General features: G+C 65.5%; 14 protein-coding genes and 1 pseudogene. 1 reads left to right on the top strand and 14 read right to left on the bottom strand.

What is annotated here, in order from left to right:
* Positions 1 to 183 precede the first annotated feature (183 nt).
* Positions 184 to 522, bottom strand: coding sequence for a hypothetical protein (locus tag FYC51_RS19150; protein WP_187432657.1), 339 nt, complete (start codon positions 520 to 522; stop codon positions 184 to 186).
* Positions 502 to 886, bottom strand: a pseudogene (locus FYC51_RS19545) (integrase core domain-containing protein); the annotation flags it as partial. The pseudogene FYC51_RS19545 and the gene FYC51_RS19150, both read right to left, overlap by 21 nt.
* Before the next feature lie 370 nt (positions 887 to 1,256).
* On the opposite strand from FYC51_RS19545, the gene FYC51_RS05550 reads away from it, so the two are divergent.
* Positions 1,257 to 2,654 (top strand): hypothetical protein, encoded by a 1,398-nt coding sequence (locus FYC51_RS05550; RefSeq protein ID WP_148732635.1) that lies wholly within the window; start codon positions 1,257 to 1,259, stop codon positions 2,652 to 2,654.
* A gap of 126 nt (positions 2,655 to 2,780) precedes the next feature.
* Here the strand turns inward: FYC51_RS05550 and FYC51_RS05545 are convergent, their stop codons facing one another.
* From FYC51_RS05545 to FYC51_RS05495, 12 genes are all read right to left on the bottom strand, one after another.
* Positions 2,781 to 3,605: an abortive infection family protein gene (locus tag FYC51_RS05545; protein WP_148732634.1), complete on the bottom strand. Its 825-nt coding sequence runs from the start codon at positions 3,603 to 3,605 to the stop codon at positions 2,781 to 2,783.
* A gap of 523 nt (positions 3,606 to 4,128) precedes the next feature.
* Positions 4,129 to 5,556 (bottom strand): ATP-binding protein, encoded by a 1,428-nt coding sequence (locus FYC51_RS05540; protein ID WP_148732633.1) that lies wholly within the window; start codon positions 5,554 to 5,556, stop codon positions 4,129 to 4,131.
* Between the two features lie 77 nt (positions 5,557 to 5,633).
* Positions 5,634 to 6,437 carry a TIGR02391 family protein gene (locus FYC51_RS05535; RefSeq protein ID WP_187432508.1) on the bottom strand — a complete coding sequence of 268 codons (804 nt, stop codon included), beginning with the start codon at positions 6,435 to 6,437 and terminating at the stop codon, positions 5,634 to 5,636.
* 8 nt (positions 6,438 to 6,445) lie between these two features.
* Positions 6,446 to 7,009 carry a hypothetical protein gene (locus FYC51_RS19145; protein WP_187432507.1) on the bottom strand — a complete coding sequence of 188 codons (564 nt, stop codon included), beginning with the start codon at positions 7,007 to 7,009 and terminating at the stop codon, positions 6,446 to 6,448.
* A gap of 135 nt (positions 7,010 to 7,144) precedes the next feature.
* Entirely contained in the window at positions 7,145 to 7,672 is a 528-nt protein-coding gene (locus FYC51_RS05530) for a helix-turn-helix domain-containing protein (RefSeq protein ID WP_148732631.1), read from the bottom strand.
* Between the two features lie 333 nt (positions 7,673 to 8,005).
* On the bottom strand, positions 8,006 to 8,506 hold the full coding sequence (locus FYC51_RS05525) for a hypothetical protein (protein WP_148732630.1): 501 nt from the start codon (positions 8,504 to 8,506) through the stop codon (positions 8,006 to 8,008).
* A 308-nt stretch (positions 8,507 to 8,814) separates the two neighbouring features.
* Positions 8,815 to 10,140, bottom strand: coding sequence for an MFS transporter (locus FYC51_RS05520; RefSeq protein WP_148732629.1), 1,326 nt, complete (start codon positions 10,138 to 10,140; stop codon positions 8,815 to 8,817).
* A complete protein-coding gene (locus FYC51_RS05515) occupies positions 10,137 to 13,064 on the bottom strand; it encodes an alpha-mannosidase (RefSeq protein WP_187432506.1) in 2,928 nt (975 codons plus the stop codon). The genes FYC51_RS05520 and FYC51_RS05515 overlap by 4 nt, the downstream gene beginning before the upstream one ends.
* A gap of 145 nt (positions 13,065 to 13,209) precedes the next feature.
* Complete coding sequence (locus FYC51_RS05510) at positions 13,210 to 13,779, bottom strand: dihydrofolate reductase family protein (RefSeq protein WP_148734147.1); 570 nt, start codon at positions 13,777 to 13,779, stop codon at positions 13,210 to 13,212.
* 209 nt (positions 13,780 to 13,988) lie between these two features.
* Positions 13,989 to 18,704, bottom strand: coding sequence for an NAD-glutamate dehydrogenase (locus FYC51_RS05505; protein WP_148732627.1), 4,716 nt, complete (start codon positions 18,702 to 18,704; stop codon positions 13,989 to 13,991).
* The gene (locus FYC51_RS05500; RefSeq protein ID WP_148732626.1) at positions 18,701 to 19,606 is read right to left on the bottom strand and encodes a universal stress protein; all 906 of its coding nucleotides are present in this window, start codon (positions 19,604 to 19,606) and stop codon (positions 18,701 to 18,703) included. The genes FYC51_RS05505 and FYC51_RS05500 overlap by 4 nt, the downstream gene beginning before the upstream one ends.
* Positions 19,603 to 21,093 (bottom strand): APC family permease, encoded by a 1,491-nt coding sequence (locus FYC51_RS05495; RefSeq protein ID WP_148732625.1) that lies wholly within the window; start codon positions 21,091 to 21,093, stop codon positions 19,603 to 19,605. Before FYC51_RS05495 ends, FYC51_RS05500 begins: the two co-directional genes overlap by 4 nt.
* Between the last annotated feature and the right edge of the window lie 56 nt (positions 21,094 to 21,149).

Here is a 21,149-nt window from a genome sequence, read left to right as displayed (position 1 = left end):
GGCACCGCGGCAGATCGCTCGAGAGAAACACTAATCCCAATGAATACGCGGCAACTGAGGCGATTCTGATCACCGTGCAGGTACATCCAGTCCGCTCGAATGTGGGCAAAATGTGGGCACGCCAAAGCCGAGCGCACCAGTGCGGCGGTGTGATGTATCAGGACATGCCTGGACGGTTCTGCATCAGGACATCTCTGGCAGTTGATGTATCAGGACATCGCTGACGTTAGAGGGTTCGAGGGGCTGGTCCGCGGGGGCGCCGTTGCTGACGTGTTCGGTTCCGGGCTTGGGCCAGGGGTGCTCGATGATCAGGGTGCCGCGGAGGTCGAAGACCATGACGGTGTTCCCGGCGTCCATGACGCAGACCCGTTGGCCGGCGGTGGCGCGGCCGATGCCGAATCGGATGCCGCGGAACTCGACGGCACCGGTGTTCCCGACCAGCTTGACCCGGATTTCTTCCGAAGGCGCAGGCGGGGGTATCTGCGGTGTGACGGGCCGGGGCGGATCGGTCTTCGGTGTCACGTTCCACGCGTTCTGCGGGGTGATCCGGCCGGGCAGCGCCTGGTGCGGCCGTTCGGTGTTGTAGATGCGATCGAAGTCGTCGACCTGTGTCTGGAGCTGCTCGAGGGGCGTCGGCGAGGGGCTGCTTGTTCAGGTACCGGAACAGGGTCCGGTGGAATCTCTCGTTCTTGCCCTGCGTGGTCGGCTTGTACGGTTTCCCGGTGATCGGCTCGACTCCGAGCGAGCGCAGGTAGGTGACCAGCTGTCCCAGCACGCCACGGCGCGACGGGTTCAGCGCCGCCCCGTTGTCGCTGAGCAGCCGCTGCGGGACACCGTGCGCGGCGACGCCCTTCTGCACGACGGCGATCGCCTCTTCCGAGGTCTCACCCCAGGCGACGCGGCGGAAAGGCCGTCGACCTTTACGCCCTCGATGGGCGCACCCTCAGTGGCACCGACCCAGAATCGATCCGGCTCATTTCAATGCTCGAGCAGGTCATGCCCGCCGGCGGACGCGTCGGCCAGGGGCAATGCCGCGCCGACGCTGGCATCACCCTCCCTCCGCAACCTCCGCGAATTCGAGGACACCTGCAACCACCTGCACATCGATCTCGCATACGCGGGCAGGCCGCTGAACATCGGCCGATGGCCAAATCGACTTGGTGAGGGCCTCCCTAGCCGCCAAGGCGGACGGCGTCCCCTGTGTCCACTGCCTGTGCTCCCGCCAAGACGAGCGAGGCTTCTGATTAGATGTCGCAATGACCGACAACGTGGCTGCGCAGCTGCCGCAGACGCCGATGTATATCTTCCACGCGAAGGGTGCCAACCGAATTACCTATACCGGCGCGACTCGTATCTCGGAGGCGTTCGCTAAGGAAGCACATCCCGTGGTCGGATCGGTTTGCGTCGCCGTGCAGGTCGGTGATGAAGAGTTGGGTGAGGGAGAGTTCATCGTCGCGCTTGCGATCACGCGCGGGGTAGCTGGCATTGCGAGCGGGACCGTGCGAGCTACGCTTGCGCCGATCCTGCGTTTAGTGACTCCGATCCCACTCGCTGACTTTCAAGCGAGCCCTGTTCTCCTTGGTGAGGTTCCAGACTCTTACTACGCTCGGGCACTCGACTTGGCGACAAGCCGACGGTTGATCGAATATCTCCAAAGAGTCGACACCAGTGTCGGCCCGTGGCTCGCGTCGGTCTTGGGGGCGCCACGAGAATTCGCTGAGAATGTGCAGCAGTCGCGGGTTGAAGCTCGAGACGCCGTCCAACTCGCCGCTCAACTGGCGGACATCGAGCTCCCACCCGACGTGTTCGCGTCGCCGCCGTCGGAACGCGACGACGAGACGCTCCTCGAGACGGTGATAAACGCCGGGTACGAACAGGACTTGGAGGAGGAGCTCCTTCCCCTCGACCTACAACGCTTCGACGGCAAACTCACGGGTCGGCAACGTGCCGCGAGCCTTGCGGTCTTCGAAGACCCATCGGGGAGGAAACGACTTCTCGTGATGTCGGTCAACAAAAAGCCGATCGAAGAGGAGCTAGGCGTGGATCTCTTGTACTGGGATCAGGTCCACGACGCCTTCACTTTTGTCCAGTACAAGAGGCTCGAGAAAGTCAACTTGGACGAAGGCGTCACACAGTACGAGTGGGGGTATCGCCGGCGAAGCGAGATCGTAAAGCAGCTTGCGCTCATGCCAGCCGGTCTTGAGCGTGCAAAGTCGGCTGCAGATTGGAGAGCGTTCGAGACGCCGTTCTGGTTCAAGTTCGTTCGAGGCGACGCTGGACGCAAGATCGATGATCGGACGCTCAAAGGGATGCACGTTCCAGCGGACTGGCTTCGTCTCGCATTGGAGGACGACACGCTGAAGTCGGGCCCCAGGGGCGGGTTCCGAATCACCTACGACAACACGAAATACCTCGGCAGGGCGGCGTTCGCCCAGCTAATCACTCGCGGCTTCGTGGGAACGACGACCGGGCGTTCCAAGGCTTTCAAGAAAGTGATGAAGTCCGCGAAGGACCGGGAACTGATCGTCGCGGTCAGAACCGACTGGCAGAAAGACGAGCCGGAGCCGGAGCCGGAGCCTGTCCCGCCGATTGGTAAAGGACCCACAACCTTTGGCGACGGCGAAACACTCCAATTCTCGGATCTATCCTTCTGAGCTCTTATCGACCACGGGGTCGCAGCTCCACCGCCGCAGCTGAACTACGCCGCGATTCTAGAGCCCGCTGGCTGACCAGTCGGTGGCGGCAGATAACCATCTCGGACACCGTGGAACTTTCTCTGGCTAGAGAGCGTCGAGTAACGCCCCAGCGACCAAAGCAGTGGCGCGTGCGACGAGCCGCGCCTCGTCGGGTGTGAGCGGCTGCGTCCGTCGTGGGCCAGACGGGCGCCCATGGCCCGTGCCGGCATCGTTTCGGAGCCGGTTCGCTTCCACAGCCAACAAGAAGAGACACTGCTGGACAGCTCTGTGCGGGTCTGGATCGAGATCGACTACAGGCGGGACCGCATAACCAATCACTGTGAATGCTTGCGTCAGTGTGTACGGGAAGTTCGCACCGCGCCCGCCGACAGGATAACTACCCGTCATTTGCTCGAGAACATGTCGGGCGGCGGCTTCGTCCAAGTCCTTGCCTGCGCCAAGCTGCAACGGCGCGTCATCCGGATTGAGGTTGATGCGGTCGACGTAGCTGCGCAGCGCATCGGTAAGCTCCGTGCCTGCCAGGTTGTCGATGACCTTCGGCCTGAGGGCTCCGTTCGAATCCAACGTGAACCCAAGCCGATCGAATGCTTCGCGGAGGCGCAGGACTTTGCCGTCGCCGGCGAACGATTCACGGCTCGCGCTGAACGCGCCATCGGCGCGAAGCAGAGCCACTAACTGCTTTGCCAACTGCAAGCCGCCCGCAGGGTTGTGGTCGGTGGCAAACACGAAGACTGCGCGGACCCGCTTCACCTTACCCACGGGCCCGCCACCCCGTGCACGCCCTCCCGGTCCAGGATCTCCGTCGCTGAGCTCGGTGCGGCGGAACGCCTGGTCTAGTTGGTCATGCGACGGACCTTTACCATCCTCAAAGAAATCTGCGACTACTGCACCCAACTCGATGAGATCCATGTGTGCCTCCCTCAAGCCCAGCGCACGGGCGTCTGTCGATATCCTCGATCCTCCCGCATGATGCCCCCAACGCGGGTTGCTGACTGCTGTGGGAGTGATCCGCTTGAATCGCGCGCCGAAGAATAGATCGAGCTCGGAATTCCATGCACTTCCGAATATCGACGGCAACTGCGCCCGAGAAGGACCAGGTGAGCCATGTAGAAGGTCGAGGGGACTCGCGCCGAATTACTCCGTAGCGGCCTCCCTTACCTCCTGAGTATTGTCCAAGCCCGATGTCCAGGTGGGCCTCGCCCAGATCCGGTGGTGCACCCGGACGAGGTCGAGCAAGCTGGCGCCCCCGAAGGAGAGATGGATGCGAGCCATTGGATGCAATGTGGATGATCGCTGTTGTCATATATGCGCGTGCATTCTCGAACGGAATTCGCCACAGCACGAGGCCTCGCCCGACGAGCAGCGGGTGCACACCTACGTTGACTACGCGCGAAGCAAGCAACTAGCCGAAGGTCAACGGAAGTAATGGGCCCTAATCGCGGCTTGTTCGGGGGGCCGGGTACTCGTCGCCGTTCTCGGCGAGCCAGGCAAAGTACTCCGCGTGGTCCTTCGCGTGCTCCTTCTCGTACTCCTCGATCAATGCGTCTAGACCTTCTACCTCCGTGTCGCGCTCTGCTGGTACGTATTGCTCGAGCTTTTCAGCGAAGAGACCACTCGTTTCGCCGAGCTTGAACCAGGTGCGAGCGTAGGTCAGCTGAAGCGGGCGATCGAATCGGAACTTGCCTTCAGCAGTCTTCCTGACGATTTCGCCCCTGGGCTCCTCGCCGAGCTTCCTAAGGTAGAGATCGAGATTCCCGCCCGGGTAATCGGGGTGAACTTCACGTATCTTCGTCAGCAACTCACCTCGAGTTGCACCGTGTTCCGGGAAGCTTGCGAGAGCCCTCACCACCACTTTGTAGTTCTTGTATGTGCTTTGCTTCGTCCCCTTGTCGGTCAGCGCCTTGGTGAATTGAGCACGCACGCCACCCGCGTACGTTTCCACATACTCCGTGGCGGCGTCATCCCACACGGATGCCGATACCTTGAAGAGCGTCTTTTGCTTGACCTCGATGTCGAGCTGGTCGAGGCAGGCTTTTGCGAGACCGTGGGTGACACTGGCCACGCCCGCCGACGATGCAATGATGTCCGCCCTTACTTCGCTGAAGTCGACGTTCAGGAGCCGGCCGCCTTCGTCGAGAAGCTCCCCGAGCTCAGTATCGGTCAGCGGACGGAGCTCGATAGGTGCGACTCTATTCGTGACGTTTGCGCTGGGCAGGTTGACGACGTCGTCGCTGGTCTCACGTGCCCCGAGAACGATGATTGCGGTGCGTGGGTGAGCGGTATCGGAAAAGATCTTGAGTACGTCGGCGAAGCCATCTCGCACCTCTTGGGGGACCTTGTGAAAATCCTCAATGAGCCAAGAGCAGTCACGGCTCTTGAACCTCTTGGCGAGTGCAGCTGGGCTGGTCTGAGGATCGACCACTCGGCGAGCGGTTTCACCTTCCCCAGCCCTGTAGGACGCCTTCGCGCCGAGACTCGCAGGTAGCTTGCCCCCGCCCAAGGTGGTGGAGCCCCCAAGTTCGACGTCGGTGCTCGTTCGCTTCTCGACGGTGGTGAAGGATGCGAGTTCGTCGAACCCGGAGTCCATCAATTGCTCAAAGGTCGTCTTTGAAGTGCATCGGGTGACGACGTACCTGCGCTTCAATTCGCCCAGAACCTTCTCGGCGAGGCTTGATTTGCCGGCACCGGACTCTCCGAAAAGAATCACCTGCATTCCGGCCGAACTAAGGGCGCTCTTGAGCCGCTTCTCTTCTCTTGTCCGCTCGACGAAAAGACGCTTTGCCGGCGATCCCGGCGTAAAGACCTCGTTCACCGGAATGAGGCCGTCGTGCCGCCTGAAGAGCCGTCTGAGCCAACCCATTCAAACTCCAATCTTGATTCGTCTGAAGCATAGGGTGTACCGACGCTATAAGGCTCAAACCCGCCTGGTCGCCCAGCTTAAACTCCCTCGGTGATGCCGCGACGCCGACGCTCTCGATCAAGGATGCGCAGCAGTAAGTCCGCAAGATGGACGATATCCGCGGCCTCCACCGGATCGTCGAATTCGACGACACGATGGCTCGTGGGGTTCTTGAAAGCGCCGAGGGCCCCGCGGTACAGCATGGGATAGGCCTCGATCTCAGCAGAGGTCCCGTCACCTCCGATTTCGAACGGACCGCCAGGTCGGAGCCCCTTTGCCAGATCGACACCGTATGTGCTCGAACTGGCACCCGTCGCGCTGCGCAGCGCCACCTCCACAGCCTTCATAGCGGCAAAGACCGCAATCTCATAGTCGCCGCGCTCAAAGTTCACGCGCGCTGTTTGCTCCAGTTCTGGATGCAGGTCGACGTGGAGCCTCCGCGTGGCCTGGACATGCTCGGCGGAGCCTTGCACGAGAGCGAGCTTGCCCGCGGTGGTGATCGCCCACTCCGATCCGCTGCCAGAATTCTCGGAAGCCGGCCCCACCAGACCGTTGGAAATGAGCCACGAGAAGCCATCCGCGAAGAGCTCGCCGATGAGCCCTCGGAAATCTGCGTTGCGACGACTCGTCTCGCGGTTGGCCTGGTGGATGCTGCTGGTCGCGTACGCAGCCAGGTTGGGGACGGCCCATTCGTTCCTGCTTGACTCCGACATGGCTTGAAGCAGCAGCATGCCGAGCTCAGATGCCGTCGAGCGAAGGAGAAGGCCCAGCTCAACGCTCCGACTGTCGGCGAGCACAACAACGATCTTGAGATCGTCGTCCTCGAGGTCATCTCGTGTCACGCGCACGTTCAGTCTTCCTTCGGCACGTAGGTGTGCTTCCAGGGCTGGCCGCCAACCGAACTGGCTCCACCCGAAGGCACGTACGTCTCGCCACCGTACTCGAGTGTGGGTGGCAAGGGTCCTCGGCCTTTTCCGGCGCGCCATCCCTTCCCGAACCGCAGCTTGACGAGTTGAACCTCGCCGTTCGGGTCGTCGGCTCCCCACAGCCATTCCGCGGTGTCCTGCACAATCTGGGAGACACGAGCCGAAGTGATCCCCAGCACTACAGCTATGTCGTTGTTCGACAAGCCCTCCTTGGCGAGCCGGACGATTGCCTCGTTTGTCTTACGCGCCACCTCGCCCTCGCGCCGCGCGACATCCGCGCGCTCCCTCGCAATCGCGAGAGCCTCCTGCATGAATTCGTCCGTGAACTCCCACGCAACTGCGGGGAACTGTCTCGCGGGCGTCGATTGACTGATGACGTCGTTGGCGCGTCGGATCGCGTCCGTCAGGCGTTTGTAGACAAACCGGTCTCGGCCGTCGACGTCAACGAGCCAACCTTCGTCCCATTGGGTCAGCTGAACTCTATGCATGCTGACACTCTAAGACCGTCCAAGTAAAGTGTCAAATGATTTAACTAAATGGGTAACCAAAGTCGACTGTCCAGAGGTGGTTCACGCGGCGGACGTCCTCGTCGGTCGGCGGATAGTAGCTGCGGAATTGGTCCTTCATGGCTGGACCTGAGACGCCGAGGCTTTGCGCGCGGCGGCCAGAGCGTCAGCGGTGGAGGGCCGATACTTCAGGCACCAGGCTTCAACTTCCGGATGGTCAATCTTGCTGGAGGCCACCCAGCGGCCGCTCCGCTGAACGAGTTTTTCGCGCTCGGCAACCGCCGACAGAACCGCTTCGGCTTCTTCATACCCAGCCGCCTCTGGACGGCCGCTCGCCGTGATCACAGCGGTGAGTGCGGTGAGTCGCATCATATCGAGCGCGGTTGCGGGGTCGAGGTTCGTACCAGTCACGCCGGAGAGCCAGTCGCGGCTTACGCCCGTGGCCAATGCCCACATGGCGATCGTCGCTTTTGCGGGACGCCGATGACCGTTCTCCGCCGCGGAGATCGTCGCCCGAGACAGGCCCGCGAGTTCTGCGAGCTCTCCCTGCTCGAGCCCGGCTTCCTCGCGCGCCTTCCTGAGACGGTCTGAGAGCGACCATGCGGGGTACTTGTCTCGGTTCGGATCCGGCAATTGGTGCGACATTTCAACAACGTTATTCACATGTCGAACATTAGTCAACCATCGGTTGTCGTCGAGCGAGGACCAAGCATGGGCTGCAGGTTCAACCTCGAACGTGAGTCCACGCCGGCAGGAGGCCTCGCCTTGCGTCAGAAAACTGGACAACCCAGTTCCGCCATCGACGGCAAGGATCTAGCCCCGTGAAGGCGGCAAGTAGCATCACCGGGCGTGCCCACACTTTGCCCAGAGTCCAGCCTGAATCAGTTGAGTCCGTCATGATCACGGTGATTCAAGAAACCCCGAGATTCCGGGGATCCGGGCAATGGATGGCCCGAAACACGGGGTTAGAGCGCGGGTTCAAATTCCACTGGTAGGGGCCGGCATCGGCGGGCGAGGCAACTCGTTGCCAGGCCGACCGGCAGCTGACCGACGTAGGTCCTTCACGATTAGATTCTCGCGCAAGAACAGGCAGAATCTGGCGCCGACGGTTGCGGCCGCCGCGAAGATCGTCAGCCAACTCACCACGAACGCTGACCCAGCTGAGAGGCTCACGGCTAGAGCCGTCAAGATCAGCAAGATGGACAAGACGGTCAGGACGCGGGCGGCGGCTTTGAGTTCCTGAGGCCAGCCGGCACCAGGCAGCATGCGGACGGCGATTCTCTGGGCAAGAGCCTCCCGAACCTGGCGAAGTCCCTCTTTCCCCGGGCTATCATCATGCATTTCGCCGAGGGCATGATTGAGAAGGACAATCCGCTTCAGACCCGCGTGATCACTTCTCAGACTTGACCAATTGATAGCCAAGGTCGTGGCCGACGCTATGAGTGCCACACCGATGGCCACCATGGTTCCCTCGGTCATCGGACCTCCGCACCTCGACCTAAGCTCATCCTGACGTGGGCCTCTGACAGTTGCACATCTCTGGACATTGCACTCCAGCCCGCTGTGACCACATTTTGACCACACTCGAGTCCCTGGGACCGTGAGCGACTCGAGGTCAGCGTGATGCACGACGGCCGAGTTTTCGCCATTCTTGGCCACGATCAGGATGGCATTGTGGGAGGGATACGAGCACACGGCTCATAATCGTGGTGTCGCGGGTTCGAGTCCCGCCCTCGCTACAACAGGAACCCCCGGTCTTCCGGGGGTTTTCGTGTACCGGGTGCGACTCAGCGACCGAGCCGGTAGAACACGAACGGGATCGCCGACACCAGGCAGCTGACGGCGGGTACGAGCGTGAGCGACACGAAGACGGTCCACTGCATCTCGGGGGTCACGGTCACGCCGGCCTCGTAACCGGCGAGCACGACGAATGTGCCGAAGACGAGCACCGCCAGTGCGGCCATGGTCTGGGACACGAAGGTGAGCGTCGAGAACGAGATGCCGTCGTTGCGCACCCCGGTTCTGCGCTCGATGTCGTCCACGGCGTCGGCGATCATCGTCGCCTGCACGACGAGGAAGATGCCGAGGGTCATCCCCGTGAGGAAGATGAACACCAGCAGCACGGCGATGTTCTCGAACCCGGCGAGGAACATCGCCGCAAACAGCGCCGCGCCGATCACCGAGCTGCCGATCGCGAGGGTCTTCGCCGACATACGCTTGAGCAGCAGCGGCGTGAGGAACGATGCCAGCACCATGCCGATGATGATCGCTGCGCCGATGAGGGTGAACGCCCCCTCGCTGTCGTAGGCGATCACGACGAACACCGCGCCGCCGACCTGCACGATGTAACGGCCGAAGCCGAGCACCGACCCGATCAGCACCATGAGCAGCGGTGTGTTCCGCAGCAGCGTGCCGAACAGCTGCCGGAACGTGAGGCGATACTGCACTCCGGGGCGGTACCGCTCGCGTGTGTTGGTGAACGCCAGTAGAAAGAGGCCCATGCCCAGGACCGAAACGACACCCACCGCCAGCGACCATCCGGTGCCGGTGGTCTGGTCGTCCGAGCTGAGCAGCAGGGCGAGCCACGGCATCCCGAGCGTCGCCAGCCCGAGCGCGATCCCGCCGAACGCACGCACGTTGGAGATCACCCGCATGCGGTACTCGGGTTCGGAGAACGCCGATCCGATGAGCCCCCAGAACGGCACGTCGCACGCCGTGTAGGCGATGCCCCACAAGACATAGCAGACGGCGAAGAAGACAAGCTTGCCCGTCTCGGACACGTCCGGCACGGTGAACAGCAACGTCGAGAACACCGCGACCGGCAGGGCGGAGAAGAGAATGTACGGCCGCAGCTTGCCCCAGCGCGTGCGGGTCATGTCGACCAGGCTGCCCATCACCGGGTCGTTGATCGCGTCGAAGATCTTCGCGACCGTGATGACGGCGGTCACGACCGCGATGCCCTCGGTGCTGAGTCGGGCGTACTGCAACAGGTAGACGAGGATGAACGTCGTGACCGTCGTGAGGACGAGGTTCTGGCCGAACCCGGCCACGACGATCGAGATCCGCTGCGTGCGGCGGCTTGGGATCTTCGCTTCGGTGGCGGCGACGCTCATGTGCGTTCCAGCAGGATCGTCTTGATCTCGAACGGGCGGAAGCTCAGCTGGGCGAGATCCGCCGATCCGAGGCGTCGCTCGATGAGGTCGGTTTCGACAGCGCGCGCATGCGGGATGCCGGTTCGCAGCGCCGTCTGGGTCGGCAGCCCCAGGCTCTCGTACAGCCGCACGATCACGCCCGAGCCGTCCTCGGCAGGTTTGACCGTCTCGACCACCACCCCCGGGTCGTCGGCCGAAACGGCACTGCCGAAGACCACGCCGTCGGCGGGCAGCAGCGGATTGTTGAGGCGATAGGCCTCGCGCACGACGGCGGCCAGATCACCAGGTGCGAACGGCATGAACGCGTACGTGAACTCGTGGATGCCCCGGTCGGCGGTCTGGTCGGGGAACGTCGGCGCCCGCAGCAGGTTGAGGCTGATGAGCCCGTTCTTCGCCCGATGCCCGTACTTGGAATCATTGAGAAGGGCGAAGCCTCCGGCATCCGCCACGGTCGCGATCCACTTGTGTGCGCAGATCTCGAACTGCGCCTTCTCCATGGCGTCCCGCTCAGTCGTGGGGCGTGCGATATGCCCGAACTGGATTTCGCACAGCGCCTGGCCGCCGTAGTGATGCGGGCGGAACTCGGCGCGCAGCATGCGGTGTCTCTCATGCCACTCGGCGTGCGTCTCGAACCGAATGATGGGACTGCCCGCCTCGAGCACGATGCGCTGACGCACGGTCACCTTCGCCGCGCGGTACTCGTGGTGGCGGATCACGAACGGCCCGTCGATCGACGTGCGGTGAGAGGTGACCGCGAGCACCTTCGGCTTCGTGTCGACGTAGCCAGGGTCGATGTCCCACGCGTCCCACGGGAACTGGTAGGGGTCTCCGTACACTGCGAGGCGGTTGAAGGAGCCGGCCACGTGCTCGATGCCTGCGGAGTCGACGCACGAGACGAGCTCGCCGCTGGTGTCGAAGCGCACCGTGAGCAGGCCGTTCGAGATCGCATCGGCGGTGTGCGAAAGGTCGGGGAACGTGCCGACCGGCTGCAGGTGGGCGGCAGCATACGGGCCGATGTCGGCCGACCACCACCGTCCGTCGACGTGCACGTGGTCGTGCCGGCGGAATGAGGTGAGGTTGATCGCCGACGGGCCCGCGTCGCCGCGGGGCAGGTCGTCCGTCAGTCGCGCACCGATACGGTCGAGCTCCTGTTCGACCTCGGCGTACGACTCGCGCGCTTCGCGGTTGACGCGCTCGATGGACGAGCCGGGAAGGATGTCGTGGAACTGGTTCAGCAGCACGTCGCGCCACAGCGGCTCGAGCTCGGCGTTCACGTCGGCGCCCGCCAGGGCGGCGAGCGCCTCGACCTCGTGCAGCTTGCGTTCGGCGATGCGGTTGTGCCGCTTGGTGTGTCCGATCGTGGTGTACGTACCCTGATGGGCTTCCAGGTAGAGCTCGCCGGAGTGCCGTTGGGGGATGTCGCGCTGCTCGAGAGCGCGGAAGAACGCGGATGCCGGGGACTTCTCCACCTTCGGAAGTCCACGCAGCGACCCCTCGCGCCGGAGCAGCTCGTGGTGCACTTCCCCGGGTCCGCCTCCGCCGTCGCCGGCGCCGTACACCAGCAGTGCCGTCCCCAGATCGCGCTCGGGGTACTGGACCATCCCCTTGAGCAGGCCGTCGGCCGCGGCACGGCTGTTGTAGTCGCCTTCCGGCGGCATGTGGACGAGCACCGAAGACCCGTCGATGCCCTCCCAGTGGAACGTGCGGTGCGGGAACACGTTGACCCTGTTCCACGACAGCTTGATGGTCTGCAACCAGTCCATGCCGCAGCCGCGAAGGATCTGCGGGAGGTTGCCGCTGTAGCCGAAGGTGTCGGGCAGCCAGCACAGCCGCAGGTCCTCGTCGCCGAGTCCGAACTCGTGCTTCAGGAATCGTCTCCCGACCAGGGCCTGGCGGATCAGCGACTCCCCGCTGGGCAGATTCGTGTCGGGTTCGACCCAGAACGAGCCCTGCAGTTCGATGCGGCCCTTCCTCACGGCATCCTTCAGCCGTTCGAACAGCTCGGGATGCCGCTCATTCGTCCACTGCAGCTGCTGCGGCTGGCTCGTTCCGTAGATGAAGTCGTCGTACCGGTCGATGGAGTCCAGCGCCTTGAGGAAGGTGCGCGCGGCCTTGCGCTTGGTCTCGCGGATGGGCCATACCCACGCCATGTCGAGGTGGCCGTGCCCGACGGCGCTGTACGTGAACGCGCTCGTGGACGGCTTCGAGAGCTCCTCCGCAAGACGCGCGCGGGCGGCTCGAGTGTCACCCTCGGCGAAACGCGAGTACGCCCCGCCGAGCGCGGCGTGCAGGTCGGCCGCGAGCCGGGAGTCATCGGTCGACACGGCCAGGACGAACAGGGCGAGGTAGTCGTAGTAGAGCCCGAAGGCGTCGTCGTCGCGCTCGGCGAGGTGGGCACCGAAGTACACGCCGCGCCCGACGCCGAGGAACAGGAAGCCGTTGAACGCGACGTCGGCGTAGAGGTCGACCAGGCCCGCCGACAGGTCGGCGTGAGGGACGGGCCGGAACTTTCCGCCGCTATGCGGCAGATCGCCCTGCGTCCACACGGTGCTGATCGAGTCGAGCATCGCTCCGTCGGAGGAGTAGACGAGACCCTCGCCGCGGATGCCGAGCATGACGACGGGATCTGCAGTCTCCGCCGGCACGTCGCCCGTGATGTGCAGCCACGCGCATTCGAGCGGCCGGCCGAAGCGGGCGCCGGCGCGCATCGGAGCGAAAGCGCTACGGTCGAGATCCGCGAAGGGGATCGGCTCGGGCGAGCGTACGACCTCGGCGCGCAGGTCGACGATTCTGCGGTAGACGCGGCTGCGAATCGCGCGCAGCCGCCGGCCGTGGAAGGGGTGCTTGTCAGCCAGCCCCGGCAACGTCGCCAGCACCTCGAGCATCCGACCTCCCGCCGACGCGCGGCGTCCCTGCCGCCCCGACCAGCCTATGTACCAATGATGCGAGGTCTTCGCGGCCCAGCCGGTAGCCTCGACGGTGCGGTCGTTTCGTCGCGAGGCGGCGGCCAACGCGCCAGGACTCGTCACGTCACGCGGTTGCTCCCGAGGGCCGGTAACGCTGGGCGACCACCCCCGAGCGGAACTCATGGCGATCCACGAGCTCGAGCTGCATGCGCTCGCGCAGACCGGCGAGCAAGGTCGGCCCGTGTCCGGCGAGCACCGGCTGCACGACGAACACGTACTCGTCGATCAGTCCCAGATCCGCCAAGGCCAGGGGGAGCGTCACGCCACCCACGGACAGGCCCTCGCCCGGCTCCTGCTTGAGCCGCTGAACCGCTTGCCCCAGGTCGCCTCGCACCAGCTCGGCATTCCAATCGACCCCGCTCAGCGTGCTCGACACGACGTACTTCTTCGTCCGGTCGATGGCCTCGGCGAACGGGATCTCCCACGCACGCATCCAGTCGGGCCACGCGCCCGTGGCCGGCCGTCGCCACGCCGACTCCATCATCTCGTAGGTCACCCGGCCGAAGAGCTGGGCATCGGCTCGCTCCATCTCAGCGGTCCAGTAGCGCATCGACTCCTCGTCAGGGGGAAGCCCTGCCTCGTGATGGACGCAGCCATCGAGTGTGACGTTGATCGAGTATCGAATTGGTCTCATCTCGCCGCTCTCCTTGATCGCGCAACGCGTCTTCACCGGACCGTACTCAGACTATGTCGGCGCCATTTCTCGTCGGCGCCCGATCCCAGCTGTCCCCAGAAGAGTCGATGCCTCGACATCCGTTCTCGTAGGGAATCGGGTCAGTCATTCGAGGTGGTCAACTGCCCGTCGCAGGCGAGGTTGATCGGGTTTCACAGACACCTCCACCGTCAACGGACCAGCGATCGCAACTGTCGGAGGGCGACCGACAGCACGGCGATGTCGGGGTCCGTCACGGTGCTCGCCGCGGCGAGGGCATCGACCGCGCGCTTCGCGGGGATGCCTCCCCCCTCGAGCCACCGTGCGAACCTCTGCTCGAGCTCCACGTCACCCGCGTGCGACAACACCGAGGCGGTGAGCTCGACGAGCACGGCGTAGAGGTCATCGCGCAGCGAAGCGCGCGCCATCGACTGCCAGCGGCCCTCCTGCGGAAGCCCCGAGACGCTGGTCAGCAGGTCGTCGAACCGGATCTCGCCCGAGAGCAGGAAGTAGGTGCGAGCGACCTCGCCCAGGTCCCACCCTCGAGCCTGCGCGAGCTCGACGACATCGAGCAGGCGCAGCGCCTCGAGCAGGCGCGCTCCGCGGTGCGCCAGGTCCTCGGGAACCCCAGCGGCATGCAGCGCAGCCTTGCGGTTCGCGAACTGGTCGGCCTCCTCACCGCGGAAGAACTCGGCGAGCCGGTCCGAGAGGATCGCGACCGGACCCGCGAACCTCGTGATCTCGGCCCCGATGTCCACCCGGTCGGACCGGCGCTGCACGAACCACCGGGCGGCCCGATCGAGCAATCGCCGGAAGTCGAGGTACAGCGTGGACTGCGTGCTCGTGTCGACGAGGGTGTCGGTGGCCTCGACCGCGACCACGAATCCGCGCAGGTCGAAGATCTCGCGAGCAGCGACGTACGCCCGGGCGATCTGCTCGGTGGTGGCCCCAGTCTCGGCGGCGGCGCGGTCGGCGAACGTGATCCCGCCGCGGTTGACCATCGAGTTCGCGACCGCGTTGATGATGATCTCCCGGCGCAGCGGATGCCGGTCGAGGTACGCCGAGAAGCGCTCCCGCAGCTCGGTCGGGAAGTACTCGGCGAGCGTCCCGCCGAACCACGGATCGTCGGCGAGGTCGGTCGCGGCGAGGTCGGACTTGAGCGCGAGCTTCGCATACGCGACCATGACCGCGAACTCCGGGCGGCTCAGCCCGTCGCCCCGCTGGATGCGCTCGGCGACGTCGGTGCGGTCGGGCAGGAACTCGATCTCGCGATCCAACTCCCCGCGCGCCTCGAGGGCCTCCATCAGCCGTTCGTGCACGGGCAGCATGACGGCCGCGTTCGCACGGGAGTTTCCGAGCAGCACGTTCTGCTCGTAGTTGTCGCGCAGCACCTGCGCGGCCACCTCGTCGGTCATCGACACCAGCAGGGCGTTGCGGTCGTCGATCGTCAGGTCGCCAGCGCGGATGACCTCGCCGAGGAGGATCTTGATGTTCACCTCGCGGTCCGAGATGCCCACGCCGGCGGAGTTGTCGATGGCATCGGTGTTGATCTGCCTGCCGGCGCGCGCCGCTTCGATGCGTCCGCGCTGACTCGCCCCGAGGTTGCCGCCCTCGCCGACCACGCGAGCGCGCAGCTGGACGCCATCGACCCTGATCGCGTCGTTCGCCCGGTCGCCGATCTCGGCATTGGTCTCGGTCGAGGCCTTGACGTACGTGCCGATGCCGCCGTTCCACAGCAGGTCGACCGGGGCCAGGAGCACGGCCCGCTTCAGCTCGTTCGGCGTGAGCGCCTCCACCCGGTCGTCGAGCCCGAGCGCCGCGCGCATCTGCGGCGACACCGGGATCGACTTCGCGCTGAGCGGGAACACTCCACCGCCCGTGGAGATGAGCGCCGCGTCGTAGTCGGCCCACGACGACCCCGGCAGGTGGAACAGGCGCGTGCGCTCTCCGAAGGAGGCGGCGGAGTCGGGCTCCGGGTCGACGAACACATGACGGTGGTCGAAGGCGGCGACGAGTCGGATGTGCTCCGAGAGCAGCATCCCGTTTCCGAACACGTCGCCCGACATGTCGCCGATGCCGACGACCGTGAAGTCCTCGGCCTGCGTGTCGAGGCCGAGTTCGCGGAAGTGCCGCTTCACCGACTCCCACGCTCCGCGTGCGGTGATCCCCATGGCCTTGTGGTCGTAGCCGGCCGACCCGCCCGAGGCGAACGCGTCGTCGAGCCAGAAGTCGTACTCCTGCGACACGCCGTTCGCGATGTCGGAGAACGTTGCGGTCCCCTTGTCGGCGGCGACCACGAGGTACGGGTCGTCGCCGTCGTGGCGCACGACTCGCTGCGGCGGCACGATCCCCGCGGCAGTGCGGTTGTCGGTGATGTCGAGGAGCCCGCGGATGAACAGGCGGTACGCGGACGTGCCGGCTTCGAACCAGGCGCTCCGGTCGACCGCGGGGTCGGGCAGCCGCTTGCCGACGAAACCGCCCTTCGAGCCCGTCGGCACGATCACGGCGTTCTTCACCATCTGCGCCTTGACGAGCCCGAGCACTTCGGTGCGGAAGTCCTCGCGTCGGTCGCTCCACCGCAGGCCCCCGCGGGCGACCCTCCCGAAGCGCAGATGCACACCCTCGACCTCGGGCGAGTAGACCCAGATCTCAGCCATGGGCTGCGGTTTGGGCAGGTTCGGGACGCGCTTGCTCTCGAGCTTCATCGACACCCACGACTTGGGGAGGCCCTCGACGTCGCGCTGGTAGAAGTTCGTGCGCACCGTCGCATCGATCGTGCCGACGAAGGCGCGGAGGATGCGGTCGTGGTCGAGGCTGGGGACATCGTCCAGCGCGCGCAGCAGCTCGTCGCGGACCTGCTCGTAGCCGGTGCCGCCGTCGGCCCTGTCGGGGTCGAACCTGGCCCCGAACACGCGGACGAGGCCCGCCGCGAGCGTCGGGTTCGCGGTGAGCGCCTGGTCGATGTACTCCATCGAGAAGGCGGAGCCGATCTGTCGCAGGTAGGCGCCGATCGCACGCAGGATGACGACGTCACGCCAGTCCACGCCCGCCTGCAGGACGAGCGAGTTGAGGCGGTCACCCTCGGCGGCGCCCGACCAGATCGCGAGGAATGCCCGCTCGAACGCCGCTGCACGGGCGTCGTCGCCCCACATCTCGGCGTCATGCAGGCTCAGGGCGAAGTCGGAGATGTGCCTCGTCGAGCCGTCCATGAGGGTCACATCCTGGGGGCGATCGTCGATCACCTGGACGCCGAGCGCGGTGAGCATCGGCAGCACCTCCGTGAGCGGCCGCGAGGCGGTGCTCACGACCCTGAGGAACCGCAGGTGGGGATCGTCGCCCGCCGCGTACAGGTGCACCGCGATTCCGCCGGAGTCGTCCAGCCGCTCGATGCGGCCGACATCGGCGACCGCCTCGTCAGGTGTCGTGGAGTCCTTGTACGACTCCGGGAACGCGGCGCCGTATCGGGTGAACAGCCCTGCAGCCACCTCTTCGTCGTGCACGCGGTGCAGGGCGTCGACGAACTCGGAGTCCCACGTGCGGATCGCGGCTTCGAGGCCGGCGTTGAGCTCCGCGACATCGACCGGAGGGATGTCGACGCCCCGCGGCATCCGCAGCGTGCAGTGCAATTGGGCCAGCGGCGAATCCCCGACCTTCGCGGTGTGCTCGATGAACTCGGCGCCATAGGCCTCGGTGAGCAGGGACTCCACGCGCAGTCGGACGGGCGTGTTGTACCGATCGCGCGGCATGAACACGAGTGCCGATACGAAGCGGCCGAACTCGTCACTGCGGACGAACACCTGTGAACCCCGCCGCTCCTGGAGCTTGCTGACCTGCGTCGTGACGTCGAGCAGGTGTTCGGGCGAGTCCTGGAACAGCTCGTCACGCGGGTAGTCCTCGAGGATCTGCAGCAGGTTCTTCGCGGAGTGCGAACCGGGCGCGTGTCCGGAAGCCTCCAGCACGGCGCTCACCTTGGCCGCGATGACGGGGAGCATCAGGACGGACGATGCGTAGGCCGTCGAGGTGAACAGCCCGATGAGGCGACGCTCGCCGGTGACGTTTCCGACCTCGTCGAACGTGCGCACTCCCACGTAGTCGAGGTACACCGCCCGATGCACCGTCGCGCGGGAGTTCGCCTTCGTGATGGTGAGCAGCCGGGGGGCTCGCGCTGTCGCCCGGGCTTCGGGTCGGAGATGCGCGACCCGGATGGGCGCATCGCGGAGGATGCCGAGTCCGCTGCCCGGGATGGGAGACAGCACATCCTCGCCGTCGACCACGTCGAGCGCGTACTCGCGATAGCCGAGGAAGGTGAAGTGGTCGTCGGCGAGCCAGGTGAGGAACTCGACGGTGCTGGCGACCGCTTCCGCCGCCACCCCGATCGGAGGGGAGGTGCGCAGTTCGGCGACGATGCCGAGACAGGTGCGCCGCATGGCGCTCCAGCCGTCCACCGCTGCGCGCACGTCGGCGAGTACGGACCCGATGCGCGCCTGCAGCGCCGCGCGCTGCTCGCCCGTCGGGATGCGGTCCGTCTCGATGTGCATCCACGACTCGCGCGGGCCGTCGTCGGTGCCGATCGCCAGAAGGCGCCCCTCGGCGTCGCGGCCGGCCGAGAGGATCGGATGCAGGAGCAGGTGGACGGTGAGGCCCGCGTCGGCGATGGCCGCGGTGACCGAGTCCACGAGGAAGGGTGAGTCGTCGGTGCAGATCTGCACGATCGTGCGGCGCGACGTCCACCCGTTCTCGGTGAGTGTCGGCGTGTACACGGCTACGCGAGCCTCGCCGGGACGCCGGTCGTCCGCGAGTGCCGTCAGCGCGGTGAGCGCCCCCGTGACGTCGCGTGGCTCCCGGCTTTCGAAGCTGTCCGTCGGGAGCACGCGCCGAAGCTGCTCGGCCAGCGCCGCGGCGGTCATGCTCGGCCTTCCGTCGCCGCGCCGGGGACCGCGACCACAGGTACGGGCGCGTACCGGATGATCTTGGTCGCGCTCGATCCGAGGAACACACGAGCCACCGGATGCGTCGCCGACGAGCCGATGGCGAGGATGTCGCCGTCCTCCCAGTCGAGCATCCTGATCGCCCGCGCCCAGTCGGGCCCCTCGGCGATCGCGAACTCGAGCGAGGACTCGTCGAACCCCTGCGAGTCGAGGTACGTCTTCGCCTCGCGCTGGGCATTCGCGGCCTGGGCCTTCCACAGGTCGATCACCTGGGTCTCGGTGTGACTCGAACGGGCCGTGACCGGTCGGCGCGGTGGTGCGACGACGAACGTGGCCACGCGGAGGTGTGCCGAAGCCCGATGGCAGATGTCGGCGACGCGGGCCAGCAGGGACCAACTCGCGTCATCGTCGCGGAATCCCACGGTCACCCGAGTCACGGGGCGATCGGTGCGGTAGCTGCGAGGAGCGATCGCCACCGGGACGGGTGACGAGTGCACCAGACGGTCGGTCTTGGAACTGAGTCGGATGCGGCCGGGTTCGGCGTCGCTGCTGGAGCCGACGACGAGCATCCAGGCATCGGACCGGGCCGCCTCCTCCAGCAGGGCGTGTGGTACCGATCGGTCGCTCACCCAGACGGCGGAGCCTTCGATGGTCGGGTGTTGAGCCAGATCGTCGCGCGCCTCGGCGGCGCTGAGCTCGCCCTCTCCTGCGGCCCACGCCTCGAACTCGCGGTCGGTTCCACCCGCCGCCGGTGTTCCCCATCCCTGCGGAACCACGGAGATCGCGCGCACGTCGCCGGGCACCGAGCGGGCGAGCTGACATGCGAGCTCGATCGCGCTGCGATCGTTGTTGTGCGGCCCGTACCCGACGACGTAGGTCACTGCTTCTCCAATTCAGGGTGGATCGGCTCCGAGATCTCCTCGTCGGAGGTGTAATGGTTCAGCGTGGCGTGCCGCCGGCCGTACGCGAGGTAGAAGACGAACACGATGGCGAGCCACGTGAGGCAGATGATCCAGGTGATCGGGCGGAGGCTCACGAGCACGTAGATGCACACGGCCACTGTGAGGATGGGGACCACCGGGTACAACGGCACCTTGAAGGGGCGCTCGAGCTCAGGATGCCGCCGCCGCAGCACGATGAGCGAGATCGCGACGATGCTGAAGGCGACCAGGGTGCCGAACGACACGCTGTCCCACAGGTAGTCGGACGGCACGAATCCCGCCACGAGCGCCACCAGGAGCGAGACGACGACGGTGTTGTAGACCGGCGTGCCGTGCTTGGGGCTGACGGCGAGGAACTTCTTCGAGACCATGCCGTCGCGCGAGATGGAGAACAGGATGCGCGTCTGGCCGTACAGGGTCACGAGCGTGACCGAGAACACCGAGATCACCGCGCCGGCCGAGAGGACCGTCGCCCAGATCGGTGTTCCGGTGACCAGCTCCATGACCTTCGCGAGTCCGGCTTCGCCGGCTTCGGGCGTCGAATACCACTCGACCGGCATCGCGGCCAGGCCCGCGATGCACACCAGGACGTAGACCCCGGTGACGATCAACAGCGCGCCGATGATGGCGCGGGGGATCGCCTTCTGCGGATTGCGCACCTCCTCGCCGGCGGTCGCGACCGCATCGAGTCCGATGAACGAGAAGAAGATCACCCCGGCCGCTCCGCTGATGCCCGCGGCCTGGGCGAAGAAGTCGTCGAAGTGATCGGCGTTGAAGGCGGAGAGTCCGATCACGATGAACAGGCCCAGCACGCCGAGCTTGATGCACACCATGATCGCGTTGATCGTCGCGGACTCCGAAGCACCCCGGATGAGCAGCAGCATGCACAGGCCCACGAGCACGATGGCCGGCAGGTTGACGACGCCACCGGTGGCCACGCCGTCATCGCCGGGGATGAACGAAACGGAAAGCTCCGTCGGCAGCTGGAACCCGAACAGGAGACGCAGCAGCTCGTTGAAGTAGCCGCTCCAGCCCACCGCGACCGCCGAGACGGCCAGACCGTACTCGAGCAGCACGCACCCGCCGACGAGGACCGCGACACCTTCGCCGAGCGCGTGATACGAGAACGAGTAGGTCGATCCGCTCACCGGGATGGACGAGGAGAGCTCCGCGTAGCAGAGAGCCGACAGACCGGCCGCGAGACCCGCGAGCAGGAACGAGATGATCACCGCCGGCCCGGCCACCGGGATCGCTTCGCTCAGCACGAAGAAGATTCCGGTTCCGATGGTGGCGCCGACACCGAACATCATGAGCTGGAACGTGTTGAGCTTGCGCGGGAGCTCCGTGCCGGGATGGAAATGATGCTGGAAGATGATCGGCTTGCGTCGCAGCAGCTGGGCACCGAGCCCGAGACGTTGGTCGGACATGGACGCTCCCCCTTGAACGCTGTTGGTCCGAGTTTCCCGCCGGGGAGGCTCGATGT

Origin of the sequence: Agromyces mariniharenae (assembly GCF_008122505.1) — a bacterium.
GTDB lineage: Bacteria > Actinomycetota > Actinomycetes > Actinomycetales > Microbacteriaceae > Agromyces > Agromyces mariniharenae.
This window is presented reverse-complemented; position numbering and strand designations above follow the sequence as displayed.